The 413-nt window shown below is 70.2% G+C and carries 1 pseudogene; it reads left to right on the top strand.

Going from position 1 to position 413, the window contains the following annotated elements:
- A pseudogene (locus tag LPA54_RS40360) lies at positions 1 to 357 on the top strand (transposase); the annotation flags it as partial.
- Positions 358 to 413 lie beyond the last annotated feature (56 nt).

Here is a 413-nt window from a genome sequence, read left to right as displayed (position 1 = left end):
ACATCAGGGCGAAACATCGTGGCAGAGCCTGCACGCCCGCCTGGCGGAGGTGGTCCGGGAGTCGAGGGCCTGGGCCGCTCGCGCGGCGGGTTCACCAGCAACCTCCACCTGAGTGCGGACGGCCGTTGCCGCCCGCTGTCCCTGATCGTCACACCGGGACAGCGGGCGGACTGCACCCAGTTCAAACCCGTGCTGAAGAAGATCCGCGTCCCACGGATGGGGCCGGGCAGGCCGCGCAACAAGCCTGACAGCCTCGCCGCCGACAAGGCTGACAGCAACGGTCCCTGCCGCGAGTACCTGCGGTGCCGCGGCATCCGGCACACGATCCCGGAACCGGAGGACCGGCGGGTCAGCCGGTGACGCCGAGGGAAGAGAAGGCGGCAGATCAGCCGGGTTCGACCGAGACCGCTGTC

It is taken from the genome of Streptomyces sp. DH12, assembly GCF_020873895.1.
Lineage (GTDB): Bacteria > Actinomycetota > Actinomycetes > Streptomycetales > Streptomycetaceae > Streptomyces.
The sequence above is the reverse complement of the archived record's forward strand: the minus strand, read 5'-3'. Positions and strand labels throughout refer to the sequence as shown.